This is a genomic window from Oscillibacter sp. GMB15532, assembly GCF_041020825.1.
In the GTDB taxonomy this organism is placed as follows: Bacteria; Bacillota; Clostridia; order Oscillospirales; family Oscillospiraceae; genus Oscillibacter.
The window spans coordinates 88626-113787 of record NZ_JBEVTO010000007.1; the positions used below are offsets into that span (position 1 = coordinate 88626).

Below are 25162 nucleotides of genomic sequence, written 5' to 3' on the forward strand. Positions count from 1 at the left end.
GCATATGCACTGGTTGACAGATCGATTTCCGGCGATGAAGACAAGACGAAGCGTGCATTTTTCTGTGGATGACACGATTTGGCTGTTTGAGAATTTAGAGCATTTTCAATATGAAAGTGCATTTCAGCAGCCCACTTTAAGATTCTTTCGAGAGCTTCATGAATTGTATGGAGCCGTTGTCAGCTTCTACTGCTTCGGGGAATTTCAAGGCCTGTCGCTCTGCGCGATGACAGATGCGTATCGGCAGGAGTTTGAAGAAAACAACTGCTGGCTTCGTTTCGGATTCCACGGGGGAGATGACGTTGTCCGGTACGACGACTGCGGCGGCAGGCGGGCAGGCGGCGACTATCGCGCCGTTGTCTCGCAGCTTCAGCGAATTGTGGGAGAGCGGTCGATCGACCACAACGTGCGCATTCATTGCTATGCCGGCGGTAAAGAGGAATTGTCGGCTATGCGGGCATGCGGGCTGCGGGGCGTCTTATGCGGCGAAGGCGGGCAGGAGAATTACTGTCTGATGGAAGGTGAGAGCAGAACCGTTGCCAAGGCAGGGATTTACGTTCATCCAGAGACGGGACTGCTGTTTAGCGCGACAGATCTGCGGATCGAAAAGACCAGAGATGTGCGCGCGCAGTCAAACCACTGCTGAAACGATCTCATATAGAGGCCTTTACCCATGAATGGGCGCTGAATGATGAAACCAAACATAAAATTCAGCAGTTGTATAATGAACTGTCTGGGTTTGAACATCAATTCGCAGGAGAGTGACGTATGACGCAGAGCAAGCGACTCATTAATTTTGTCCTTCCGGTGACAGCATGTAACTTCCAATGTCACTATTGCTACATTGGACAGGAGCACGGGAACACTGGGGAACTGGGCACGCTGGACTATTCTCCCGCCCACATCCAAAAGGCACTGACAAGGGAGCGCCTGGGCGGCGTGTGCCACATCAATATGTGCGGACTAGGAGAGACGCTCCTCGCTCCTTATGCGGTGGAGCTGGCGGAGCGGATGCTGGAAAACGGGCATATTGTCTCCATTGTGACCAACGGGACGGTGCGTAAACGGATCGAGGAGCTTTGTCTGCTGCCCGCCTTACTGCGAGAGCGGCTGTTTTTCAAATTTTCTTTTCACTTTCTTGAACTGCGTAAAAGAGCTCTGCTGGATGCCTTTTTTGACAATGTGCAGTACGTGAAGGGAAGCGGCTGCGCGCTGACGGTGGAGCTGACGGTGAATGACCAAACCGTTCCGTTTATTCCGGAAGTTCAGGAAATCTGTTTTCAAAAAATGGGTGTGCCCTGCCATGTCATTGAGTCGCGGAACAATCTGGACGGCTTCTCCCGGCTGACGGCCCTACCTGTCGCAGAACACCAGCGCCAGTGGGGAACGTTCCACTCCCCGCTGTTTGACTTTCAGCAGACACAGTGGATGGCCCAGCGCCGGGAATTTTGCTACGCAGGCGAGTGGGTGGTTAGCCTAAACGCGGGATCGGGCTGGATCATGCCCTGCTTTGCCGGCGGCTCCGCGCTCCAAAATATTTATGAGAACGTGGACGAACCCATCCGTTTTGCCGCGATTGGGACCAACTGCCCTTGGAAGCATTGCTACGCCGCGTATATTCTTCTATCCTCTGGCATAGTGCCGGAGTTGGAAGCGCCGTGTTACGCGGACCTACGGGACCGAACCTGCGCGGATGGGTCCACATGGTTAACGCCCACGGTGCGCGATGCGTTTGGCGGCAAATTTTCGGAGGTAAATCAGCCGTATTCTCAGGAAAAGCGGTGTTATCTAGACGCACTCATGGCATTGGAGTACGCGCCGAACGAACCGGAAACGCAGAAAAAGGCAGCGCGAGCCTCCAAAGCGGTGGAGATCCGCCTGCTGGACAGGGGAGTGAAAACCGTTGCCGTCTGCGCAAACAGGGCGGACCCTCCGTGCGCGTGGCTTCTCTCCCTGCTGGCGCCCACAAAAATACGTGTGCGATACATTTTGGACAGCGAATACGTAGAGAATGAAGATGCCGGATCTTTGAAAAATCATCTCAAGCGTCGCTGCAAGTATTTTCTCAAGCTCCTGATGGGACAAACGCCTCCCGTGGTCAACCGATATGACCGTGTCCCGAAGGTGGATGCCGTCGTCGTGGCGGAATATCCCCAGCTTTGCTCTGTGAAGCGGCGCATCGCGTCCTGTGGGTTTGCGCGGGTGCTGGCGCTAACAGAGCTGGCAGACTGACTGTAATCTTTCGAAAAGAGGTTTTCCTTTGAACGCCATACAAAAGATGAAGAAGTACCAGTTTTTGTTCCAGCAGCTGGTTCATAGGGACTTCACGAAGAAATACAAACAGACCGTGCTGGGAATCGCGTGGAGTGTGCTGTCTCCACTGCTAAGCCTGTTTGTCATGAATCTGGTATTTTCCAATCTACTGGGCTCGGAGATTGAACACTACACGATCTACCTGTTTTCCGGTCAGCTGATCTTCTCCTTTTTCAATGACTCCACCAATGAGGGCATGACCTCACTTTTGAACAACGCGGACATTTTCACCAAGGTCAACGTACCAAAATATATGTTCCTGTTCTCCAAGAACATCTCGTCCCTCATCAATTTCGGAATTACGCTGATCGTCTACTTTGTGTTCGTTCTGGCGGACGGCATCCCTATCACGTGGAAATTTATCTTGCTGCTTTATCCCATCGTGTGTCTGGTGGTTTTCAATCTGGGCATGGGACTCATCTTGTCAGCTATGTACGTGTTTTTCCGGGACATTCAGTATCTCTACAGCATTTTTACCCTGCTGCTGATGTATATGTCCGCCATCTTTTACAGCATTGAGACCTTTCCGCAGATCGGGAAAAATCTGTTTCTATTGAACCCGGTCTATGTGTATATCCGCTATTTCAGGAAAATTGTGATCGAGGGAGCCGTACCCTCTCTGTGGTTTCATATGATTGCCGCGGGTTATGCGCTGCTTGCCTTTGGCGTGGGCTTTTGGATCTACAAAAAGAAAAATCACAGCTTTTTGTACTACGTGTAAGGAGATTGCAAGATGGGCATTGCATTAAAGGCGGAGGACGTTTGCATCCGTTATATCACCGGCGACTTCAAGGACATCGGCATCAAGGAATACGCCACCCGCAAACTGACCCACAACTACCATGTAAAAGAGTTCATGGCGGTAGACGGGGTCTCTTTCGAGTTGGAATCAGGCGATATGCTGGGGATTATCGGCTCCAACGGTGCGGGAAAATCCACCCTGCTGAAAGCCATTTCCGGTATCATGGAGCCCACCCGCGGAAAGATTACCGCAAATGGGGAAATCGCCGCTCTTTTGGAGCTGGGCAGTGGCTTTGACGGAGACCTGACGGTGAAGGAAAATGCGTATCTTCGAGGAGCCATGCTTGGATATACCAAGGCTTTTATGGACGAAACCTATGACCAAATTATTGAATTTGCAGAGCTTCGGGAGTTTGAGGAACGTCCCTTTAAGCAGCTCTCCTCAGGCATGAAAGCCCGTCTTGCATTTTCCATCGCATCCTTGGTAAACCCTGATATTCTCATTTTAGATGAGGTCTTATCCGTGGGTGATGGCGCTTTTCAAGAAAAGAGTTCCAAGAAAATGCAGGAAATTATTCATAGCGGGGCTACCACTATTTTGGTCTCCCACTCTTTGGAGCAAATTCAAAGCCTTTGCAATAAAATCCTTTGGCTGGATCACGGCAGACAGGTGGCCTTTGGGGAGACCAAGGAGATTTGCGAACGCTACGACCATTTTCTCCATGGGCTTTGTCCTGCCTCCATGGTGGATACGGAGGTGGAGGGCAGCCAAGAGGATTCTTGTTATACGTGTATGCAGGAACAGCCCGTAAAATCTGGATTTTACTTTAGTTTCAAAACAATCTTGACAGGATTATTTTTAGCAACAGTATTTACCGGAATGTCCTTCCTGGCTACAATGCAGGTGCTGGGGAAGCATGTGCCTCAAGATGACGTTTGTCTCTACGCGCAGTCAATGAGTGAGAATGTGACCTATCGTGGGGCCAGTGTGGATGGTCAATGGTATGGTCCTGGATATACAGTGATTTCTAGCGACGGCTGGCTTTACGATGAGGTACAGGATGTTTTTGTTGTAGAGGATTCTCAAAAACCTCTGCACGTTCGTTTGCCGAGTAAAATGAATCGCAGCTTGACATTCAATGTGGGACCCGATGAAGGAAGTGTAAAGATTATAATTGGCAAAAATACCACAATTTTTAATTTGTCTGCGGAAGAAGACGCTCCACTTGGAGTTGCCTACGAACTTCCCGTATTTTCGCAGTATAAGAACCTGACAAAAAGTGCGACCTATGTTGCAGCTGTTGTATTTGTTTTGATTTTTATGGTTGTACTTCATTTGTCAAGGAGAACAAAAGCACATGAGAACTGAAATAAAATATGGCGCAATTGATATGGCCAAACTTTTTTTTGCATTTGGGGTCGTTGGTCTGCACACAGGACTATTTTTGGAAAAAGGCTGGGGCTTTTACTTGCATGACATAGTGTTTCGCTTAGGTGTCCCTTTCTTCTTTTTAAGTAGTGGCTATTTTCTGGGAAGGAAAACAACCGTTGAAAACAAGGTGCAGGTACTTAAAAAGTATATTTATAAGCTCGTTCCCCTATATCTTCTCTGGAATGCATTCTATGTGCCCTACGGACTGATTCACTACAAATGTTACAGCCACTATGCACTGTTAGATGGTATTTGGAGAACTTTAATCGGAAAAAGTGCAACTGTTATGTGGTTTGTAGGCTGCCTTATCTGGTGTGTGGTTATTCTCTTGCATATTAAAAATGAGAAAAAACTTCCGCTGATTACAGGCATTTTTGCGGGACTTTATGTGATTGGACTCTTTTTCAATACCTATAACTGGTTATTTACAGGGAGCGATATCGAATTTTTCAGGCAGTGGCTTGCCAACACGTTTCAGTCTAATAGCAATTTCCTATTCTGTGGATTTTACTTTGTAGGTTGCGGATATACTATAGCAAAATATCCAGAGCCGATATGGTTGCGCTTGCAGCGAGATCGTATTCTTGTCCTAATCTGTTGTGGTTTCTTTTTGCTGTGTGAAACCATTCTGGTGAAGGGAAATCTCCCAACAACGGTCAATCACGAGTACTATTTCGCACATCTCTTATTGATTCCAGTGCTATTTCTTTTTTTGAGAGATTTGAAACTTCCTAGCATCAATACAGCTGCAATGAGAACGCTGTCAAGCGATGTTTACTACGTACATTTTCTTTCGATTTACGCCATTAGCCTTTTTTCGAAAAATTATCCATGGAGTATTTTCCAAACATCGCTGGGAAGCTATTGTGTTATTCTCGGTCTTACCATTGTAATTTGTGTGGTGTATATCAAGATAAAACATGGGATAAAAGCGGTAAAATATGGGACGAAGGTCAGCTAATTACAAAAGGAGCATCATCATGCAAAAGAAAGAACAATTAACCGCCTATATCTCTGCGTGTACCTCCACGTTTTTCTGTGGACTATTTGCCCATGGCTATATCCTGACAAACACAATTATTAACCATGACAGTATGCCGGTAATCCGCGGAAGTGGGGATGGAGTCGCTCTCGGTCGCTGGATGTGGACACTTTGGTTGAAGGCAGACCTGATTAACACACCATGGTTTAATGGAATGACGAATATTATTCTCATGGCCTTAACTGCTACATTGTTGATATATATTTTTCAGGTAAAAAGCCCAATACGAGCTGCGCTGATTGGTGGTGCATGGGTTACTTGTGTTGCAAATACAACATTGTTTTTATATTGCCAGCTCATCCCAGTTTACTCCCTGGGCATTCTCCTTTCTGTATTAGCCGTGTATCTGTTGAAAAAGCTTCCCGGAATAGGAGGTATCATTGGTTTTCTTCTCTGCGGAATTTTAGCCATGGGTGCATACCAAGCCTATTTTGAGTTGACAGCAACGTGTCTCCTTTTGAATTTGGCAATATATATTTATACGGAACTTCCCAGTTTCCGAAATATTGCAAAAAAAGGATTTTATTATTTAAGCTTACTGCTGACTGCCATGCTTGGATATCTGGGAGTCACGAATCTCATTTGTAGTATTACCCATATCCCTATGGCGACCTATCAAGGCCTAGATGGTATGGGTATCATGAATATTGAAACCATTTTCAATGGAATTTCCAAGTCATACCTGTCATTTTTTACTGCAAATAGCGCCATTTGGAATGCGGCTATTTGTAAATTATTGGATGTCTCCTTTGGAGTTGTCTGGGCTGCAGGTGCTATTTACCTTGTCATTGACCTGATTCAAAAGAAAAAGAAAATTTGCGCATTATGCTGTGGGCTCATTGCCCTTCTTTTTCCTATTTCCAGCAATTTGGTTTACTTTTACGGGGCGGAGTTTGTGCACAGTTTAATGCTGTATGGCAATATATTTTTAATTCTCTCTCTGCTGATTTTCGTGCCGGTGAAAGAGCGTGAATCGGTTTCCCGTTCTCTCATTCGTGCGTTATGTGGGGCAAGTGTTGTTGTACTGTCACTTCTATTATTGTTATCGAATACACTTCTTGCTAATCAAGCCTATACTTCTCAGGAAAAACGGCAAAATGCAGCGATTGAGTATTGGAAAGATGTAGTAACTGAAATTAAACATGTAGAAGAATATTCTGCAGAAATGCCCATTGCGTTGGTTGGATATAATGAGGATTCGTCTATACGGCAGCTTGATATAGTTTATTTTAATTCAACTTTGGCCGGAATGACAAGCGCAGAGCAGTTTTTGAATTTTCCTATTTATCACGACTGGCTTCGCCCAGGCTTTTTTATGAATCAAGTGGGTTTTTCCGGTACTTTTGCAACATTTGAAGAGAGCATGCAATTGAAAGAAAAAGCCGAAATACAGGCAATGCCTATCTATCCGCAGGAAGGTTCTATTGCTGTGGTTGACGGTGTTCTGGTGGTGCATTTTTCAAATCTCTAAGGAACCTCTGATTAAATTAACATTTACAGATTTGGCAGGCGGAATTTTTGCCTGGCAAGGCAAAAATCCGCAGGAATACTGACGTATTTCAAGGGTTTTTAACGCAGTCTGGACGGAAAATCAGCCGTCAAGATGTGCATGGGGATTTCATCAGAGGTTCCCTAATTTCTAATGCAGTGAAAAGGATGTGAATTGATGATAATTCTCATGGGTGTCACCGGGCGTGTTGTCTTGGTCCTGTTCTCTCTTATCGTTCTCTATGGAGCCTATAGAAGAAATCGGTTTATTGCTAAGCGTTGGGTTGTGATTGCCCTCTTGGGAACTACTTTTTGCGCACAACTTGCTTATCTGGCTGTCCCCCCACTATCCGACGAAATCAAACTGACTGCACTGGGGCGACACTCTGCATCTTCCCAAGGGCAAGAAGTGATTTTGCAAGGCTATACCATTGATGAAGAGAATGTGGAGATAAGTGCGCCCACAGAGGGGAAATGGTTCTGGGTGGGAAGTCAATATATGTGGCGTCCGGCCAGTGATCCACGTCAGCCTGGTGGCAGCACAGCTTCCATTACATTAGAAGTTCCTGTGGGCTGGTCCCGTAGCATCCAGCTTTTAAGCGATAGCTACTGCGGAAAGGTGCTACTTTCTGCTGGTGAAAATCAATGGGAAATTGATACCTATGGAGAAGGCCCCACCATTATGTCGGTTGAAATTGGACGTAGTGAAACTTCTGCATTGCTTCGAAATGAAATACTGCATCTTGTGGCATTTGTCTTGGTTCAGTTTTTGGGAATAATACTTTCTATCGTAATTTCCAGCCATTTTTCTAAAATGTCTGAAGTAAATAGATTAAACTATCTTTGTCAGCATGGGGGCAAATTACTCTATGGCGGTATTTGTCTGCTCATCTTTATTTTGATGGTTTATTTTGCGGACAAGCAATCGTTTTGGTCTGACGAAGTCGGAATGATTTCTTTTTACAGTGGAAGTTTTGGAACTATGGTGGATAACTTTTTGAATATGGTAATAATCTCACCACCATTATACGATTTTTTTGCGTGGGCATGGTATCACATTGCGCCCTATGGCCAAAGATGGCTGCTTTTGGTTTCCATTCTCCCCTCTGTTTTGTCAATCTATGTTGTAGGATTAATTGGAGAACGGCTGCGTGGACGGTTTTGCGGCACAATAGCGGTTATTTTAATTGGATTCTCCTCTACGGTATGGATGAATCAAGCCAATGAACTACGTTCGTATTGCTTTGTAGTTCTCTTTACGGCACTATCTTTCTACTTGTATCTTTGCCGAAATAACAATCCCAATCCATGGAAATTTCACATTTTGTTAGGGATTTCCATGACCTGTCTTGCAATGAGCCACTATTTTGGTATGCTTGCTGTCGTAGGCTTTTTCTTTCCGGATGTATTCTTATATATCAAACGGAAGTTGCCTTTGAAGGCAATAGTGGCATATTTGATTTCCGGTGGAGTCAGCCTTTCTTGGCTTATTCTTATTTATGTAAAAACCCTCTCTCATACATCAACACAGTCCATTGCGGGCTGGTATCCGGTTCCGGGTATTGAACATATAAAGGGGTTGCTTGGCTTTCTCATCGGAGATTCTCCGATTGCGTGGGCATTTTTGATTCTGTCTTTTGCCATTGCCCCCATCGCTTTCACTGTGAAAGGCGGAGAGGAGACAGTGTACAAACCCTTTGATTACGGTTTCTTAGGTACTGTGATACTATTTCCAATCACTGTTATTTTTCTGTATGGCCGATATATCAATCAAAGCTCTACTATGTGGGAGAATCGCTATTTTATATTCCTTGTAGTATTTATTGTTATACTAATGGCTCTGGCACTCAATGATTTTCTCAAAATCATTCTTGCACAGAATCCGGAAAGACGAAGGGTAGAAGGAACCGCAGGGGTTCTATTGTTTCTCTATATGGCGACAACTTGCATACAATTGCAGTCCAGCCTCTGGTCCTACTACCCCTACCGCGAGGGCGGAGAGTATCTAAATACACAGGCAAATGATATATATAATAAGGATACAGTGGTTATTTGTACCTTGTCTCAACCATTTACGGAAGCTTGGGAAGAATATTTTATTACTCAGCAAGGAAAGCGTGATCGAGTCAATGAGATATTCTCTCAATATACAATCACAGAGGAACAGCTGCAAAACTATCATCGGGTTTATGTGAATACAAGCCTTGTGGGTGTGGCTCCTTGGCTCAATGAAGTCCTAGAGCGAGATTATATTCTGGTGGAAGATCGACCAGATCTTCATTTGCGTATTTATAATAAAAATACGACATCAGTCAGAGCGGAGTAAATATATTGCATATTTTGCTGTTCTAGTCAATGTGGCAGTAAAAAGTGCCATAGCTAGGAAGGAACGATACCTTGAAATACATAAAAGAAATGCGGATAAAACATTACATAAAAAACGGATTGATTTTTGTCCCTGCATTTTTTGCGGGAAGCATATTTGAAATGCAGACTTTAACGACCGCGTGTTTAGCGTTTTTATCCTTCTGTCTGATGTCGTCGGCTATTTACGTCTTGAATGATTTGAATGATGCTGAAAAAGACCGATTACATCCGAAAAAGAAACATCGCCCCATTGCATCAGGAGCGATTGGCAATAATGAGGCAGTGTTCTTTTCCTTTTTTCTGATGGTGGTTAGCATTGCCCTTGTGGTGTTGACTTGCAGAGACGGAAAGTTGCCTGTGGGCATCTTGTTGCTCTATTTGTTTATCAATCTAATTTACAGCGTTTTCGGCGGCAAGAATGTGGCGCTTTTGGATGTGGCGCTTTTGGTTTCCGGATTTTATTTGAGACTGTTGATGGGGTCAGTTACCTGTAAGGTTGAGATTTCTAACTGGCTCTCACTTGTTGTGATTGCAGGTTCCTTTTTCTTGGCGTTTGGCAAACGACGCAATGAAAGTCGACAAACAGGGGCGAAGACCCGAGCTGCTTTGGAAGCCTATAGTGTAGATTTTTTAGACAGAGCAATGTATAGCAGTATGACCTTATCCTTGGCCTTTTTCGCCCTCTGGTGTGAGGAGAAAGGCAGTGGTTATATGGTGCTCTTTCCATTGGTAATGTTGATTATGCTACGGTATTGCATGAATGTGGAAAAAGCCGCTGAGGGCGATCCCACGACTATTATCTTAAAAGATTATGTTCTGCTTGGACTGGTTTTTCTTTTGGGTGCAATTGCCTTCGCGCTGATCTATGTAAGTGAAAGCCTTCCTTTTTAAAGGTCTTACAGGGAGAAAACTAAATGAATGTCTATGATTTTGATAAAACCATTTATGATGGAGATTCTACACTGGACTGGTTTTTCTATTGTATGAAGCGCCAGCCTGCGATTGTGAAAGCATTTCCAAGGCAGATATTTGGAGCAGGGCTGTATTTCCTTGGCAAGATTGAAAAGACAGCATATAAAGCGTATTTTTTTTCATTCTTACAATACTTAAGGGGTGTAGATTCACTGCTGGAAGCTTTCTGTCAGAAAAATCAGAGGAAAATCAAGCACTGGTATTGCTTGCAAAAAAGGGAAGACGATGTAGTGATTTCTGCATCACCTTTGTTTCTCATTGAAAGGTTTTGTAGGGTGGAGGGCGTTTCCCGTGTGATTGCTTCAGATGTGGATTTGTACACAGGAAAGTTTCAAGGAGTAAATTGTCGTGGAGAAGAAAAGGTACGTCGCTTTCGAGAACAATTTGGAACTACTGAGATAGATGCATTTTATTCTGACTCCAAATCGGATTTGCCCTTAGCGCAGCTGGCAAGGAAAGCATTTTTGATCAAAGGCAATCAGATTGAAAAATGGGATATTTCATCTGAAACAGGTAAGAGTCCGGTTTAATATGGAGGTTGGATAATAAATGATGAATCAAAAACTTACAATCGGTAATGCCGAAGATTTATTTGCGAGGGGCATCAAAAAGATATCAGTAACCAGCTGGACTGCCTTTATTTCTACAATTCTCATGGCGGCTATTGTTAACTTTCCGGTGTATAGTCAACGGCTTCAAGGCCCCGATGGTATGATTTCTGATGTAATATCTACATGGCAATGGGATTTTCAGCTTGGTCGCTGGATGTTGCCTGTGGATGTGTTTATGAGAAATTCACTCACATTATCCTATTATATTTTTGCACTTGCATTTATACTGCTGGGCATAATCAGCGTTCTGCTCTGCAAGATGTTTTCCATTCGGAAACCCTTGGGCGGTCTGTTGATTGGATTATTGATTGCCACCTTTCCCTCCACGGCGAGCGGCATGAATCTTTATAACTATATCATTTCTTATACAATGGCATCGTTACTTGGTATTGTTTCGGTGTATATTTTGATGCAGCATAAAGGAAAAATCCCCATATTCATTAGTGCGATTGCCCTTTGTATTGGAATGGGGTATTATCAAATGTCAATTGTGGTTGCAATGTCGTTATGCGTATTACAGCTCATTCGCTTGCTTTTATCTGACAACGGTTCTGTTCGCATTGCATTGACCATGGCCGGACGAATGCTGATTATGGGCATTTCGGGATTTAGTATGTATTTTGCTATTTTACTGTCTCTCAGTAAATATCTTGGCATTGCGTTGGCATTAACAGAATATTCAGGAGCAGATCAATTCTCCCTGTTTACCCATATTCCCAAAACTTATCGAACAACTTTGCGCTTTTATGCTTCCCCAACTTTTTTTGATAATGGTGATTGGGGAATTCAGTATGCATATTGCGCGATACTGATTCTGGGCTTTATTGCCTTGGTTGCCTTAATCTATCATCAAGCAAAAAAGAAAAAATCCGTTGGGATCATAATTTGTTCTTTGCTATTGTGCATGGTTCTTCCAATTTATTTGGATTTTATGGAAGTGATGATGGCTGATGGCAATTTGTCTGTAGTTACTGCATTTCCCTTTTTGCTACCGATCATTGGAAGTATAGGAATTATGTCTCTTTGGGTTGAAAGAGCCGAGCCTGCAAGGATTAGCAAAGAAGTAGTGTGTCAATATCTTGCAATTTTTGCAGCATTTTTCTTGTTTAACGCATTCTGGAAGTATGATACAGCAATTTTTTTAGGCATGGAAATGGCTCAAAATAAAGCGCAATCTTTGGCAATTAGAATTGTGGATGATATTGAAGAGACCGAAGGATATGTCCCTGGAATGAAAATTCTATTTTGCGGAACAGAAAGGCCGGATCTTTATCCAGAAAATTTTGCAAGTTTGTATGAAACAGTCGATCAATCCATCGGAGCAATGGGTTTAATGTGGTCCAACTTAGGAACTGCTCAAACAGGGTGGAAGGGCATCATCGAACGAACCATAGGACTACAAGTTGATTGTGTTTATGATCCGGTAATTTATGAAAATATTTTGGGCTCCGAAAGATATCAAACTATGCCGTTATTTCCAATGAAAGATTCTATTGCAATTATTGATGATATCGTTGTTGTGAAATTAAATGCCGCATATGACGATATCTACAAATCGGCGGTGAACTAACAGATTGTAATCCTAAAAAGGCAGGTGAGAAAGAGTGCAGTTACAGTGCTATGAGTTGATCAAATCGTGGGCCACCAAAGAGGGTGTTGCGGTAACGGAAGACCTTCTCTCCTGGGTGCAGGAGTGCAACCAACATACCCATGTGCAAATTGAAAAAAACAAGCTCTCCGAGAGCAAACAGTGGTTTTATGATGCGAAAAGCGGAACCATTCGCAATCAAGATAACAGTTTTTTTCAAATTTCGGGTATGCAAGTTTTTGAAAAGGGAGAAATAATTGCAGAACAGCCCATTTTGCTGCAAAAAGAGATTGGCTATTTGGGCATTCTCTGTCAAATCAGAGGGGGAATCCTGCACTTTTTGATGCAGGCGAAGATCGAGCCAGGTAATGTAAATTGTGTGCAGATTTCTCCCACCATTCAGGCTACCAAAAGCAACTTTACCCAAAAGCACGGCGGCAGAAAGCCAGCATACTTAGACTATTTCCTCCATGCCGAACAATATGATGTCGTGGTAGACCAAATCCAGTCTGAGCAGTCCTCGCGGTTTCTGGGCAAGCGGAACCGGAATATCATAGTCTTTCTGCCCGAAACCGAGCAGGTGGATCTGCTGACGAACTTTCGTTGGATGACCTTGGGGCAGCTTAAGAAGCTGATGAAGCAGGAAAATCTTGTGAATATGGACACCCGGACAGTGCTCTCCTGCATTCCCTTTACCACGGAGGAAATTAGCAGGGACGAACTAGCTAAAATAGAAGACTGCTTCCATGACCATACCCTCTATCGCTCTATTTTTGAAAAGACAAAAAAGAGCGCACTGCCCAAGCTATATCGCTTTATAAACAACGTAAAAATGTTTTCCGATACCGAGAAAAGGCTGGTCCCGCTACACAGCTTAAGCGGTTGGGATATGAAGGATGAGGGGATTTTCTGCAAAACCCGCTATTCCTTCCAAGTGATTTACTGCAATATCGCCATTGCGGGGCGAGAGGTCACAGAGTGGACGCAGCCGCTGTTTGAGGCGTGTGGAATGGCACAGTTTGGGCTGTTTACCACGGTGCAAAAGGGCGTGAGAACGTTCTTGGTGCGAGGGCTTGCGGAAATTGGCTGCTTTGATGAGATAGAATTGGCTCCAACTGTGCAGCTGGAAGCCGGATATGAGGAAACGGCACTGAATGATATCGACAAAATCTTCCTGAGACAATATAATGAGAGAAAGAAAGTTTTATATAATACCATTTTGTCGGAAGAGGGCGGTCGCTTTTACCACGAGCAAAATTACAATCGTATTTTGGAAATTGATTCAGAGGAATTGGGTGACTTGCCGGATGGTTATTTCTGGGTGGACTACTACACGCTCAACACCCTCAATCAGGTGAATAACTGCCTAAATATACAGCTTCGAAATTTGCTCTCCCTTTTGGAGGTTTAAGACTATGAAACAGATAAAATTAGGTATTTTGGGAACTTCTGAGATAGCTTTTCGTCGCTTTCTACCTGCACTATCGAAATGCGATGAATTTGAATATGTGGGAGTGGCTTCTCGTAACATAGAGCGAACCCAGCCCTTTGTGGAGTGCTTTGGCGGCAAGGGCTATGGCTCATACGAGGAATTGCTGACGGACGAGAGCATTGACGCAGTCTATATCCCACTGCCTCCAGCTTTACATGATGAGTGGGGAAAGAAAGCACTCAAAAATTGGAGGCATATCTTCATAGAAAAGCCGTTCACAACCTCCTTGGCAGACACAAAGGCGCTTTTGAGTCTTGCAGAGGAGAAACGTTTGGCTGTACACGAAAACTATATGTTCGTGTATCACTCCCAGCTTCCCGCCATTGAAAAGCTGTTGGCGGACGGTAAAATCGGGGAGCTTCGGCTCATTCGGGCGGCGTTCGGCTTTCCCAAGCGGCGAGAGACGGATTTCCGCTACAACAAGGCCCTTGGCGGCGGCGCACTGCTGGACTGCGGCGGCTACCCGGTGCGGCTTGCGGCACATCTGTTGGGGGATACTGCCCGTGTGACCACCGCACGGCTCAACCAGCCCGCCGGGTATGGCGTGGATCTCTACGGTAGCGCCACCTTGGAGAATGAGGCGGGGCAAGTGGCGCAGATTTCCTTTGGCATGGACAACAGCTATAAGTGCGAGCTGGAGCTGTGGGGGAGTACCGGCTGCCTGACGGCAAACCGTATTTTTACCGCACCGGCGGGCTTCGCACCGGTAGTGACCCTACGCACGACGCAGGGTACGGAAGAGATTGTCCTTCCGGCAGACGACAGCTTCTTGAACTCCATCCGGGGCTTTGCGCGCACAATTAACTCACCGGCTCTCCGGGCGGAGCAAATGGCCACAATTCAGAGAGAAGCGATTCTGACGCAGAATCTTGTGGCGCTTGGCCGGGGATAAGAGAGACGAGAAGAAACGAATGGGAATGAAAAAAATTAGTGTGACAATCCCGTGCTGGGCGGAGGAAAAGAGCGTCCGGCAAATGTATGACCGGCTGACGGCAGTCTTTCGGGAGCAGCTGACTCAATACGACTATGAGATTATTTTTGTGGACGATTGCTCGCCGGATCACACCCAGGACGAGATTCGCAAGCTCTGCGGGGAGGACAAGCGGGTGAAAGGCGTGTTCAACGCCCGGAACTTCGGGTTTACCCGGAATGTGTTCGAGACGCTAACCTACGGCGATGGGGACGCCACCTTCATGCTCTTTGGAGATCTGCAGGACCCCCCGGAGATGCTGCCGAAGTTTGTGGTGGAGTGGGAGTCCGGCCACAAGGTGGTGGTAGGACAGAAGACCACGAGCAAAGAAAGCGCGATCATGTATTTCTGTCGGTCTGTGTATTACAAGATTATTGAAAAGCTGTCTGATTCCAGGCAGATCCAGCACTTTAACGGCTTTGGCCTGTATGACCGGAAGTTCATTGATGTAATGCGTCAAATTGATGATCCCATTCCGTATTTAAAAGGGATTGTATCCGAATTTGGAATGAATATGAGCGTCATTCAATACGAACAGGCCGCCAGTCTGCGGGGAAAATCCGGGTCAAACTTCTTCAAAAATTATGACTTGGCGATGCTAGGCATTACCTCCTATACAAAAATTCTTATGCGGATTGCCACATTTATCGGCGCGATTTTGGGTGTATTCAGCGTTTGCCTGGCGATATTTGTGTTCATTACCAAGCTGTTGAACTGGAATGCCTATCCGTACGGCACGGCGTCCATTTTAATTGGCGTGTTCTTCATCGGCGCGGTTCAGCTATTCTTTATTGGAATTTTGGGTGAGTATATTTTAAGTATCAACACTCGCAGTATGCAGCGGCCGCGCGTCGTGGTGGGAGAGAAGCTCAATTTTGAAAGCGAATAAGGACCTCTGTGTCACACAAGGTATTATGAATATAGAAATAGGGAGGAATACCCATGCAGGTAACAGATTTAGAGCTGCTCGGTGTAAAACTAATCGTGCCGACTTATTTTGAGGACAACCGGGGTTATAGCGCGGAGGCGTATAACCACAAAACTTTACGTGAATATGGAATCAATGAACACTTTGTGGTTGACTACATCTGCAACAATGAAAAAGAAAACACCGTTCGCGGCATTCACTTTCAAAACAATCCCCATCCGCAGGCAAAACTGGTCCGCGTTCTCCAAGGAGAGGTGCTGGATTTTATCGTTGATTTGCGCAAGGATTCACCTACCTATAAGCAGTGGATCAGTCAGGTGATTTCCTATGAAAACCGCAAACAGCTCTATCTTCCGAGTGGATATGGTCATGCCTATGTGACCAGACAGCCCAATACCGTGGTACTCTATAAATTTGATGATTACTATGACCGGAATCTGGTTCGCGCCATTCGTTGGAACGATCCCGAGATCGGCATTTCCTGGGGTATAGAAACCCCCGTTCTGTCCCCTAATGACGAGCACGCGCCCTTCCTGTGTGACAGCGATATGAATCTTTCCGTGGGAGAAAATTAATGATGGAAATTAAGACTGCTGTTGTTACTGGCGTCAGCGGCTTTATAGGAAAAAATCTTGCAAAGAAGCTGTTAAGTCAAGGAACTAAGGTATACGGGGTCTGCACAAAAATTGAGAAAGTATCAGATTTGTTAGAAAACCCGAAATTTATATGTATTCTGACTACTTTTGAACAGTATTCGGTGCTACTCGAAAGGATTCATGAACCCGTTGATGTGTGGTTCCACTTCGCGTTCCAAGGTGGATTCGGTGGTGAAAATCTACGAAACTACTGTTTACAGTTAGATAATGCGAAATATACTTGTAGTTCTGTTGAACTTGCTTCGACTCTCAAGGTAAAGAAATTTATTTTTGCCAGCACAGTAAATGAACTGGAGTCACTCGGTTATTTAAATAATGGATTTACAGCCCCACGCTTTACTTGCATATATTCTGCTGGGAAAATTGCCACAGAAATTATTGGAAAGACGATAGCCGTTCACTCTGGAATAGACTTTATTTCAGGACTGATTGCAATGCCTTATGGTACCCCAAATTATGCTAACAGTTTGCCAAATGTTGTTATGAAGCAGTTGAATTCCGGTTTAATACCGCAATTAATCAGTGGAAACAATCTATATGATTTAATCTATATTGACGATCTTGTGGACGCCTTTATTGCAATGGGCAGTGAAGGGCATAATTTAAAATCGTACTATGTCGGCCACAGAACTCTGAAAACATTTCGGGAGCTTATAACAGCTATGCGAGATGCAGTTGCACCAAAAAGTCATTTGAATTTCGGGGCGTATCCAGATGCCCCTGAATTGGACTACTCCATGATTGACCTCGACGCGCTCTACCGCGATACCGGCTTTGAATGCCACGCGGATTTCAAGGAGAGCATTCTCAAAACCGCCGCATGGCTCAAAGAAGCAGAAGATAGGTGATACAATGCATGAGATTGTTGTAATCGGAAGTGGTTTTTCCGGCAGCATTCTGGCCCGCCGCATTGCGGAGGAGCTCAAGCGCAAGGTTCTGGTAGTGGAAAGCCGTTCCCACATCGGCGGCAATGCCTATGACGAGGTGGACGAGCACCGCATTTTGCTACAAAAATACGGCCCGCACTTCCTGAACACCAACCACTTCAGCACGATTCAGTACATCATGCAATACCCCCGGCTGTTTTCTCACTGCACAAAGCTGCTGAGCTTTATTGATGGAAACTATGTTCAGTTGCCCTTCAACTTTCAAACCATGCAGGATCTGGTGGCCCCGGAAAAGGCGGAGTCCCTTCTTGCCAAAATGAGGGCGAGCTTTGCGGGGCGGGACCGTGTGCCGATTTTAGAGCTGGTAGACCACCCGGACCCGCAGGTGTGGGAATACGGTAGTCTGCTGTTTGAAAAGGCCTATCGTACCTATACCTCCAAAATGTGGGGCTTGCAGCCGGAGAAGATTGACAAATACGTCTTGGACCGCGTGCCCATGGCCATGAACTATGACGAGCGATATTTAAACAAAGATTTTCAGTATCTTCCCGTTAACGGCTTTCACCAAATTTTCGACCATATGCTAGACCACCCCAACATCGAGCTACGGCTCAACACAGACGCCATGGCCCACATTACGCTGGACGAGGCCACCAAGGCCGTGCTCTACGATGGAGCGCCGGTTTCGTGCTTGATTTTTACAGGCGCTATCGACGAGCTACTCGGCTATCGCTTCGGCGCATTGCCCTACCGCTCTCTGGACATCCGGTACGACTATCACCCCGGTAAAACGCGGGTGCAGCCCTGCGAAATTATCTCTTATCCCCAGGCAAAAGGCTACACTAGAAGCACAGAATACCGTCAGATTATGTTTGATGATGCAGAGGCCGAGGGCACAGTGGTTGCTACCGAGTACCCACTAGAATTTGATAAGGACGCAGACATTGGTAATATCCGGTATTACCCGGTGAACACAGCGGAGAGCGATGCCCTGTATCGCAAATACCTTGCAGAAAAGGAGAAATACCACAATGTATTTCTCTGCGGTCGCTTGGCAGAGTTCAAGTATTACAATATGGACATCTGCATTGAGCACGCTATCGACTACTTCGACCAAGTTAAAGCGCATTTAGTAAAGCAAGGATGATAAAATCACTGTTGAAAAAATACGAAGAATTGCTTCGCTATGTCTTCTGGGGCGTGATGACGGTCCTTGTCAACACGGCGCTGTATCTTGGCTTTTCCTCTGTGATGGGAGATTTATCCGCCAACACCCTTGCCTTTTTCCTGGCGGTGCAGTTTGCCTATATGAGCAACACGAAATTTGTCTTTCGGGACAAATTTACAAAAAAAAATTTCCTCCAGTTCTGGGGCATGAGAATTGGGACCATATTTATTGACAATGGTGGAATGTGGTTGCTGCTATCAATGGACTGCAATAGATTGCTAGCAAAATGTCTGATCAATGCTATTGTCATTGTTCTCAACTATATTTTCAGCAAGTTTTTTATCTATAACAATAGAAATTCGAGGGAAGAGAAATGAAGGGGATTATCTTAGCAGGTGGGAGCGGAACAAGGCTTTATCCCATTACCAAGGCAGTTTCTAAGCAAATCTTGCCAATTTACGACAAGCCTATGATTTATTATCCACTGTCCACTCTGATGTTGGCAGGCATTCAGGAGATTTTGATCATTTCAACCCCTCGGGATTTACCTTTCTACCAAGAGCTTCTGGGAGACGGCTCGGACTACGGTTTGCAGTTTAGCTATGCCCTTCAAGAACACCCCAACGGCCTTGCCGAAGCATTCCTCATCGGTGAAGAATTTATCGGACAAGATCATGTGGCACTAGTGCTGGGTGACAATATCTTTTACGCACGGGGCTTTTCCGAAATGCTCCACCAAGCACGTGCCCAAATACATAACAGCAACGGCGCAGTCATTTTCGGCTATCAGGTTGCAAACCCCAAGTCCTTCGGCGTGGTGGAGTTTGATAAGGACTGGAATGTCCTGTCTTTAGAGGAAAAGCCGGAGCACCCCAAGTCGGACTTTGCTGTTCCCGGGCTTTATTTCTACGACAACTCCGTGGTGGAGATTGCCAAGCAGATCACGCCCTCTGCCCGTGGGGAACTGGAGATCACCGCCGTCAACAATGAATACCTTCGCAGAAATCAGCTGAAAGTGCAACTGTTTGGGCGTGGTATGGCGTGGTTGGATACCGGAACCCACGAAAACCTACTGGAGGCTGCCGACTTCGTGTCTATTGTCCAAAAACGTACAGGCATGTATGTTTCTTGTATTGAAGAGATCGCTTTTCGCAAGGGCTTCATCACGAAGGAGCATTTACAAAAACTGGCAGAGCCTATGCTGAAAACTGACTACGGTCAATATATGCTGCGAATCTCGGAGGAAAAATAATGAAAACTATTTTAGTGACGGGTGGCGCTGGTTTTATCGGAAGCAACTTTATTCACTATATGCTCACTCACCACGACTACAAGCTGGTCAATCTGGATGCCCTTACTTACGCCGGAAATATGGAAAACCTTAGCGGCTTGGAGGGCAACCCCAACCACATTTTCGTAAAGGGCGACATCTGCGATGAAGCCTTGGTGTCCAAGCTGTTTGCCGAGCATAATTTTGACACGGTGGTAAACTTTGCCGCCGAGAGCCATGTGGATCGCAGCATTACCCATCCAGAGATGTTCCTAAACACCAACGTCCGCGGCACGCAGGTACTATTAGAGGCGGCAAAGCGGCATTGGAGTAAGGAGCCAGATAACAAGCATTGTCGAGACTATTGTGAGGGTATCAGATACTTGCAGGTCTCTACCGACGAGGTGTACGGCGCACTTGGCAAGACAGGAATGTTTACTGAAAAAACACCTCTTTCACCAAACAGCCCCTATTCCGCTTCTAAAACCAGTGCGGATTTGTTTGTCCGCGCCTACCACGAGACCTTTGGACTGCCAGTGAATATTACCCGCTGCTCCAATAACTACGGCCCCTATCAGTTTCCTGAAAAGCTGATTCCGCTAATGATCAACAACTGCAACTGCGACAAGGCGCTGCCTGTTTACGGCGACGGCATGCAGATTCGGGACTGGCTACATGTTGCAGACCATTGCAGCGCCATTGATACGGTGTTACATAAAGGGAAAATTGGTGAGGTCTACAACGTGGGCGGCAACAATGAAAAGGCAAACATCGAAATTGTGAAGCTGATTATTCAGACCTTGGAGAAATCCGAGGACTTGATTTCCTATGTGCAAGATCGCCCCGGCCATGACCGCAGGTACGCCATAGACAACACAAAAATTACCAGCGAGCTGGGCTGGCAGCCTGCCTATACCTTCGAAAAGGGCATTGCCAAGACCATCCAGTGGTATTTGGAGCATAATGACTGGATGGAGCACATTACGACTGGGAACTACCAGAATTACTACTGTGAAATGTACGAAAGAGCGAAAACCACTCTATGATTTTAAGTTTTGCATCCACAGCGGCAGGAAAATTTCTATGTACCTTTCTCATCTCCATTACTCCCATTATCGAACTGCACGGCGGACTACCCTATGGAATTGCGCAGGGGCTGGATTATCCGCTGGCACTGATGGCAACGATCTTGGATATGCGGCTAAAAAACGCCATTCCATCTATTTTATTGGGAGTCTATATTGCAGCGGCAATTATGACTGCTGTGACAACTGGTATTATTCACATTTTATAATTTGAGTCACTTAGCGTTGGGATGCGTCAAGCAGTGTTCCAATTCTCCTAAACCTGCTTCCATATCGATGTATTGCTTTAAAGCTGCCTCATCGTTGGCTTTCAATGCCTGATAATCTTCATCCTTATAAATTTTTGGTGCGCAGTTGACGCATATGGCATAGGCTTTATTCCGCCGTTGGATACTTTAATCTTTTTGTTTCCATTTTGTTTACCAGCGCAGAGAAATTTTCTGAAACGACTGAAATTATTTACGCGAAATTTGTGCGATAACGGCCCAAAAACGAGAACAATAAGAAACATTTAGAACCCATAAAACAATAAAAGTATTGGCCGGGCATGGGCAACAATTTTATGACCAGCGCAACTATAGTTGTAACCACAAAATAGAGAGAGCGGACATCGCTCAATAGACTACCGGTTTATAAACAATGTCTACTGAATAAACCAGAATGTGTTGCAACGCAAGGAATTTTGTTGAATTTTGGTATAATGGGTGCAAGTCTTTTGATCCGTTTTAATTCTTTTCCTTACACTTGTTATACCAAAAATTTGTGCGCGTCCAGCTTGAAGAAGTGATCTGTTTTCGGCGACGAGTTTTTCCTCCGCTCTATGCATTTTTGGGCGGTGTTCTTGGATATTCCGAGTTCCTTGCCGATGGCGTAGACGCTTTTCCAGCCCTGTACTCCTGTATCATGAGAATTGTTTCACTCCTTAGTATCCAGCCTACCTCCATGGTGTTTTTTTACGCCAATGGTAGCCGTTATTTTTGAGTAAGTAAATTTTACCGGCGTTTTCGGTTAATTATACTCCGGCGATAAGATTTGCAACTGACTCTGCTAATAGTTATCGGAGCAGTTAGTGAACATGCCCATCACCTATGACGAAACTGACCGTGTACAGAACGACAAGTTTTTACTGAAGAGAGGACAAGTCCACCTCCTTCTTAGATCACAGACACAACACGGTCCACACGTCCAGCAGGAATGGTGGAGAAGGCTAGATATCCCAAAACCTAAAACCGGGCAGCGATAGAGAAGGCCAAGCTTACAGCGTTCCATGATGGGAAAGAGGGCGAGGAAATCTCCTCACCCTCTTTGTAATAAAGTTTTGATTATCCCGGTTGATTTTGGGCTTCATTACAAACCGTGTTATAAATCGTGGTCTTGGATACCCCATACTTTTCGGCAAGCTGATTCATTGAAACGTGCCCCCTCCTGTATTCGTGAAATATGTCATTTCTCTGTGTTGCTGTCAGCTTCGGCTTTCGCCCGTTTTTATTTCGGTTACTCTCCGACAGGTAAACAGGCTCAAGGTCTAACACCCTTTTGACCAGATCCACCTTCAAAACTTCTCGACAAGCGGCACATATTATCTTATCGGCACTATAGTTATCAGTGCGCTTCTTGCAGGAAAAGCATCTCACAATTTTTCCTCCGTTCATTTTAATTGAATATGAACATTATATCAAATTTAAATTAAGTATGATTTACTTACTTTCATAAGTGGCGATTACTTGAGGGCAAAATTTTGAATGTAAATTTCCGGTATAGATATCAGGAAGATTTCACAATCAGGCACAGATACATGTGCAACGTAGAAGCCACATAGGATTGGGCAAACATCATGACTGGCGTCTAGGGCCTTTTTTGATGGCGGGCACCCTGGCTGCGACGGAGATCGGCCCCGGAAGTTCCCTTGTGTTGTGCAAAATGGAATGTCAGGCTATGGTATGAGCGCCGCGTGGTACATCATTGCCATGAGTCCGGCGTTTGCCATTCTAAGCTTTGTGGCACCGAAGTTCCGGGCCGCAACCGTAAAAAACCGTGCCTGAATCTTCCGCAGGAGATATGGAAAGTCCTGCGGTATTATCACATCCGTGATTATGCTTTTGCCGCTGATCGGACTAACCGCCGGACAGTTTATTGCCTCGGCAGTCATTCTCTCCACCATGCTGAGCATTAACTATCAGGTTGCGGTCATCATCGTGGCCGTGGTCGTGACAATTTACTCCATCATGGGCGGTCTTTGGAGTGTTACACTGACAGACTTTGTGCAGGTGTTTCTAATCGTACTTGGTATGATTATTGCCATTCCGTTTGCGCTGAAGGATGCAGGCGGCTGGGCAAATGTGATCGCCAACATCCCGGCAGGCACATTGGATCTTTTTCAGGGCTATGATTTGTTTGGCATCATTTCGCTGGTAGTCATGTATACCGCAACCTTTTCCGTGGGGCAGGAAGCGGTTTCCCGCTTCTACGCGGCCAAGAACGAAAGGACAGCCAAAGCAGGCGCCTGGCTGGCTGCGCTTATTAACTTTATCTACGCGTTTATCCCCACCATTTTGGGGATTATCACTCTTGCTTTGATTAACATGGGCAAATTTGACGCTGCCCAGTTTGAGTCGGTCGGCGCCAGATACACCCTGCCCGTGCTGGCCATGCGGACAATGCCCGCGCTGATCTGCGGATTGCTTTTTTCCGGCATTATCTCGGCAACCATGTCCAGCTCCGACTCCGACTTGCTGGGCGCAGGCTCAATCTTCGCAAACGACATCTATAAAGCGGTTTTGAAGCCTGACGCAACCAGTACGCAGGTGATGCGGGTCACCAAAATTGTGATGTGCCTTGTGGGTGTGGCCTCCATGTTCATTGCGCTGTTCAATACCAGCAGCATCGTGTCCATTCTTATGTTCTGCTTCGCCCTGCGGGCCGCCGGATCGTTCTTCCCCTACGTGATGGGGCATTACTGGAAAAAGGCGTCCACCCGCGGCACCATTGCCTCTTTGGTGGCCGGTACGCTGGTGGTGGTCTATCTGGAGCACATCTCCAAGGGCGTTTTGTTTGGAATTAAGTTCAGCCAGCCCATGATTCCGGGTCTGGTGGCTGCGTTTATCTGCTTTATCATCTTCTCTATCCTGATGCCGCCAAAGGTGGAAAGCGCTGAACTTACGCCGGAAAAAGACGACTAACTCAAATTCAATAACTTAAACATCCAATGAAATAAATTTGGGAAGCACATTCTGTTCAGGAGAAATCCTGCGGATGTGCTTCCCGAATTTTTTGCTTGTTTAAAACTCTCCCGGAAAATACCGCAGGCCCATCTTGCCATGCGTCCCTCTTCGTGCTATGATGAAGCAAATAAAAAAAGGCAGGGTGATTTTATGATGTGGATGCGCAGCCGCGTTCTTGCCGTATTAATTGCGGGCGTCAGCCTGATTATCGCGGTGAGTCTGGCCGTCGGCAGCCTTGTGGATTACAAACAAAACGCCTCCGGCGGCATCAGCGCCACCGGATCGGCCACGAGAGATTTTACATCCGATTTAATTGTGTGGCGCGGTAGCTTTTCCGCCTACGGGCAGTCCACCACGGAGGCGTATGCGTCCATCCAGCACGATGCGGGCGTGGTTCGGGACTATCTGCTGTCCCACAACGTTCCGGAGGAGAGCATTGTATTTTCGTCTGTCACCATCGAACCCGACTACCGGGAGATTTACAATGATTATGGCAATTATGTCGGCTCGGAGCTGAAAGGCTATTCCCTCAGCCAGCGGCTCACCATTCAGTCCGCGGATGTGGAGGGCATTGAGGTGATTTCCCGGGACATTACGGAGCTGATTGGCTCCGGCGTGAACTTCTATTCGGAGTCCCCGGAGTATTACTATACCAAGCTGGGCGAGCTGAAGCTGGAGCTGATCGATGCCGCCACCGCGGACGCCAAAGCCCGCGTGGACATCATGGCGGAACAATCCGGCGGCAAAGTAGGCAAGTTGCTCAGCGCCGACCTTGGAACCTTCCAGATTACCGCGCAGAATTCGGCGGAGGATTCCTACGTTGCGGGCGGCGCGTTTAACACCTGGTCCCGGGAAAAAACCATGTTTATCTCCGTCCGGCTCCATTACGCGCTGCGATAAATAGGGAAACCAGCTTCTGCGCCCCGTGAAA

22 protein-coding genes and 1 pseudogene are annotated in these 25162 nt (G+C 45.9%); 22 read left to right on the top strand and 1 reads right to left on the bottom strand.

All coding sequences use genetic code 11. The annotated features are described in order from the left end of the window. Positions 1-4 precede the first annotated feature (4 nt). From ABVS15_RS09685 to ABVS15_RS09780, 20 genes and pseudogenes are all read left to right on the top strand, one after another. Positions 5-646: a hypothetical protein gene (locus tag ABVS15_RS09685; protein WP_369283529.1), complete on the top strand. Its 642-nt coding sequence runs from the start codon at positions 5-7 to the stop codon at positions 644-646. 122 nt (positions 647-768) lie between these two features. After that, a complete protein-coding gene (locus ABVS15_RS09690) occupies positions 769-2232 on the top strand; it encodes a radical SAM protein (protein WP_369283530.1) in 1464 nt (487 codons plus the stop codon). A 28-nt stretch (positions 2233-2260) separates the two neighbouring features. Next, complete coding sequence (locus ABVS15_RS09695; RefSeq protein WP_369283531.1) at positions 2261-3034, top strand: ABC transporter permease; 774 nt, start codon at positions 2261-2263, stop codon at positions 3032-3034. A gap of 18 nt (positions 3035-3052) precedes the next feature. Continuing rightward, positions 3053-3775, top strand: a pseudogene (locus tag ABVS15_RS09700) (ABC transporter ATP-binding protein); the annotation flags it as partial. Between the two features lie 637 nt (positions 3776-4412). Next, positions 4413-5447, top strand: a complete 1035-nt coding sequence (locus tag ABVS15_RS09705; RefSeq protein WP_369283532.1) for an acyltransferase family protein — start codon at positions 4413-4415, stop codon at positions 5445-5447. Positions 5448-5466: 19 nt separating this feature from the next. After that, positions 5467-6999 carry a glucosyltransferase domain-containing protein gene (locus tag ABVS15_RS09710; protein ID WP_369283533.1) on the top strand — a complete coding sequence of 511 codons (1533 nt, stop codon included), beginning with the start codon at positions 5467-5469 and terminating at the stop codon, positions 6997-6999. A 195-nt stretch (positions 7000-7194) separates the two neighbouring features. Continuing rightward, positions 7195-9342, top strand: a complete 2148-nt coding sequence (locus tag ABVS15_RS09715; RefSeq protein ID WP_369283534.1) for a glycosyltransferase family 39 protein — start codon at positions 7195-7197, stop codon at positions 9340-9342. A 71-nt stretch (positions 9343-9413) separates the two neighbouring features. Further along, complete coding sequence (locus ABVS15_RS09720) at positions 9414-10274, top strand: UbiA prenyltransferase family protein (RefSeq protein ID WP_369283535.1); 861 nt, start codon at positions 9414-9416, stop codon at positions 10272-10274. 23 nt (positions 10275-10297) lie between these two features. Further along, complete coding sequence (locus ABVS15_RS09725; protein WP_369283536.1) at positions 10298-10885, top strand: HAD-IB family phosphatase; 588 nt, start codon at positions 10298-10300, stop codon at positions 10883-10885. A gap of 19 nt (positions 10886-10904) precedes the next feature. Beyond that, entirely contained in the window at positions 10905-12536 is a 1632-nt protein-coding gene (locus ABVS15_RS09730) for a glucosyltransferase domain-containing protein (protein ID WP_369283537.1), read from the top strand. 34 nt (positions 12537-12570) lie between these two features. Next, positions 12571-13965 (top strand): NDP-hexose 2,3-dehydratase family protein, encoded by a 1395-nt coding sequence (locus ABVS15_RS09735; protein ID WP_369283538.1) that lies wholly within the window; start codon positions 12571-12573, stop codon positions 13963-13965. A 4-nt stretch (positions 13966-13969) separates the two neighbouring features. Further along, positions 13970-14938, top strand: a complete 969-nt coding sequence (locus ABVS15_RS09740; protein ID WP_369283539.1) for a Gfo/Idh/MocA family protein — start codon at positions 13970-13972, stop codon at positions 14936-14938. A 25-nt stretch (positions 14939-14963) separates the two neighbouring features. Continuing rightward, a complete protein-coding gene (locus tag ABVS15_RS09745) occupies positions 14964-15905 on the top strand; it encodes a glycosyltransferase family 2 protein (protein WP_369283540.1) in 942 nt (313 codons plus the stop codon). 53 nt (positions 15906-15958) lie between these two features. Continuing rightward, positions 15959-16519, top strand: a complete 561-nt coding sequence (gene rfbC, locus ABVS15_RS09750; RefSeq protein WP_369283541.1) for a dTDP-4-dehydrorhamnose 3,5-epimerase — start codon at positions 15959-15961, stop codon at positions 16517-16519. Continuing rightward, on the top strand, positions 16519-17448 hold the full coding sequence (locus ABVS15_RS09755; protein ID WP_369283542.1) for an NAD-dependent epimerase/dehydratase family protein: 930 nt from the start codon (positions 16519-16521) through the stop codon (positions 17446-17448). Before rfbC ends, ABVS15_RS09755 begins: the two co-directional genes overlap by 1 nt. A gap of 4 nt (positions 17449-17452) precedes the next feature. After that, entirely contained in the window at positions 17453-18634 is a 1182-nt protein-coding gene (gene glf / locus ABVS15_RS09760) for a UDP-galactopyranose mutase (RefSeq protein WP_369283543.1), read from the top strand. Between the two features lie 11 nt (positions 18635-18645). Further along, complete coding sequence (locus tag ABVS15_RS09765; protein WP_369283544.1) at positions 18646-19032, top strand: GtrA family protein; 387 nt, start codon at positions 18646-18648, stop codon at positions 19030-19032. Beyond that, positions 19029-19907 (top strand): glucose-1-phosphate thymidylyltransferase RfbA, encoded by an 879-nt coding sequence (gene rfbA / locus ABVS15_RS09770; protein ID WP_369283545.1) that lies wholly within the window; start codon positions 19029-19031, stop codon positions 19905-19907. Before ABVS15_RS09765 ends, rfbA begins: the two co-directional genes overlap by 4 nt. After that, positions 19907-20971, top strand: a complete 1065-nt coding sequence (gene rfbB, locus ABVS15_RS09775; RefSeq protein ID WP_369283546.1) for a dTDP-glucose 4,6-dehydratase — start codon at positions 19907-19909, stop codon at positions 20969-20971. The genes rfbA and rfbB overlap by 1 nt, the downstream gene beginning before the upstream one ends. Beyond that, on the top strand, positions 20968-21219 hold the full coding sequence (locus ABVS15_RS09780) for a hypothetical protein (RefSeq protein ID WP_369283547.1): 252 nt from the start codon (positions 20968-20970) through the stop codon (positions 21217-21219). The genes rfbB and ABVS15_RS09780 overlap by 4 nt, the downstream gene beginning before the upstream one ends. Positions 21220-22332: 1113 nt before the next feature. On the opposite strand, the gene ABVS15_RS09785 is transcribed toward ABVS15_RS09780, so the two are convergent. Next, positions 22333-22662, bottom strand: coding sequence for a helix-turn-helix domain-containing protein (locus tag ABVS15_RS09785; RefSeq protein WP_369283548.1), 330 nt, complete (start codon positions 22660-22662; stop codon positions 22333-22335). 441 nt (positions 22663-23103) lie between these two features. Between ABVS15_RS09785 and ABVS15_RS09790 the strand changes: the two genes are divergently transcribed. After that, positions 23104-24189: a sodium:solute symporter gene (locus ABVS15_RS09790; protein ID WP_369283628.1), complete on the top strand. Its 1086-nt coding sequence runs from the start codon at positions 23104-23106 to the stop codon at positions 24187-24189. 192 nt (positions 24190-24381) lie between these two features. Next, the gene (locus ABVS15_RS09795; protein WP_369283549.1) at positions 24382-25131 is read left to right on the top strand and encodes an SIMPL domain-containing protein; all 750 of its coding nucleotides are present in this window, start codon (positions 24382-24384) and stop codon (positions 25129-25131) included. Positions 25132-25162: the final 31 nt, after the last annotated feature.

What these genes read in the sequence shown, in the direction of transcription:
- ABVS15_RS09685 (WP_369283529.1), top strand. Translation starts at nt 5, where the DNA reads ATGCACTGGTTGACAGATCGATTTCCGGCGATGAAGACAAGACGAAGC.
- ABVS15_RS09690 (WP_369283530.1), top strand. Translation starts at nt 769, where the DNA reads ATGACGCAGAGCAAGCGACTCATTAATTTTGTCCTTCCGGTGACAGCA.
- ABVS15_RS09705 (WP_369283532.1), top strand. Translation starts at nt 4,413, where the DNA reads ATGAGAACTGAAATAAAATATGGCGCAATTGATATGGCCAAACTTTTT.
- ABVS15_RS09710 (WP_369283533.1), top strand. Translation starts at nt 5,467, where the DNA reads ATGCAAAAGAAAGAACAATTAACCGCCTATATCTCTGCGTGTACCTCC.
- ABVS15_RS09715 (WP_369283534.1), top strand. Translation starts at nt 7,195, where the DNA reads ATGATAATTCTCATGGGTGTCACCGGGCGTGTTGTCTTGGTCCTGTTC.
- ABVS15_RS09725 (WP_369283536.1), top strand. Translation starts at nt 10,298, where the DNA reads ATGAATGTCTATGATTTTGATAAAACCATTTATGATGGAGATTCTACA.
- ABVS15_RS09730 (WP_369283537.1), top strand. Translation starts at nt 10,905, where the DNA reads ATGATGAATCAAAAACTTACAATCGGTAATGCCGAAGATTTATTTGCG.
- ABVS15_RS09740 (WP_369283539.1), top strand. Translation starts at nt 13,970, where the DNA reads ATGAAACAGATAAAATTAGGTATTTTGGGAACTTCTGAGATAGCTTTT.
- ABVS15_RS09745 (WP_369283540.1), top strand. Translation starts at nt 14,964, where the DNA reads ATGAAAAAAATTAGTGTGACAATCCCGTGCTGGGCGGAGGAAAAGAGC.
- rfbC (WP_369283541.1), top strand. Translation starts at nt 15,959, where the DNA reads ATGCAGGTAACAGATTTAGAGCTGCTCGGTGTAAAACTAATCGTGCCG.
- ABVS15_RS09755 (WP_369283542.1), top strand. Translation starts at nt 16,519, where the DNA reads ATGATGGAAATTAAGACTGCTGTTGTTACTGGCGTCAGCGGCTTTATA.
- glf (WP_369283543.1), top strand. Translation starts at nt 17,453, where the DNA reads ATGCATGAGATTGTTGTAATCGGAAGTGGTTTTTCCGGCAGCATTCTG.
- rfbA (WP_369283545.1), top strand. Translation starts at nt 19,029, where the DNA reads ATGAAGGGGATTATCTTAGCAGGTGGGAGCGGAACAAGGCTTTATCCC.
- rfbB (WP_369283546.1), top strand. Translation starts at nt 19,907, where the DNA reads ATGAAAACTATTTTAGTGACGGGTGGCGCTGGTTTTATCGGAAGCAAC.
- ABVS15_RS09780 (WP_369283547.1), top strand. Translation starts at nt 20,968, where the DNA reads ATGATTTTAAGTTTTGCATCCACAGCGGCAGGAAAATTTCTATGTACC.
- ABVS15_RS09785 (WP_369283548.1), bottom strand. Translation starts at nt 22,662, where the DNA reads ATGAACGGAGGAAAAATTGTGAGATGCTTTTCCTGCAAGAAGCGCACT.
- ABVS15_RS09790 (WP_369283628.1), top strand. Translation starts at nt 23,104, where the DNA reads ATGCTTTTGCCGCTGATCGGACTAACCGCCGGACAGTTTATTGCCTCG.
- ABVS15_RS09795 (WP_369283549.1), top strand. Translation starts at nt 24,382, where the DNA reads ATGATGTGGATGCGCAGCCGCGTTCTTGCCGTATTAATTGCGGGCGTC.